Annotated in this window: 1 protein-coding gene; it reads left to right on the top strand. The window is 72.0% G+C overall.

What is annotated here, in order from left to right; all coding sequences use genetic code 11:
* Positions 1 to 257 (top strand): tetratricopeptide repeat protein (locus RVY79_RS20455; RefSeq protein WP_317466422.1); only part of this gene is annotated, 257 nt, incomplete at both ends.

The raw sequence follows: 257 nt of genomic DNA, 5'->3' as shown, positions 1-257 counted from the left end.
CCGAGGCGGCCCAGGCGGCAGGCTCGCCGGCGGGCCTGAGCGTGCTGCTGGTGAACCTGGCCAACAGCTGTGCCTGGACCGGCCACTTCGACGAAGGGTGGCGCCATCTGAACCGATGCGCCGAGATCACGCCGCTCGAGGCCAGCACCGACGACCGGCGGCTCTGGTTCTACCAGGCCCAGGCGCTGCTGGTCTGGAAGGGCGGCGATCCGGCAGCCGCGCTGCCGCTGTTCGAGCGTGTCGTCGAGATCGGGCGC

It is taken from the genome of Chromohalobacter sp. HP20-39 (genome assembly GCF_033052815.1).
In the GTDB taxonomy this organism is placed as follows: domain Bacteria; phylum Pseudomonadota; class Gammaproteobacteria; order Pseudomonadales; family Halomonadaceae; genus Chromohalobacter.
This window is presented reverse-complemented; position numbering and strand designations above follow the sequence as displayed.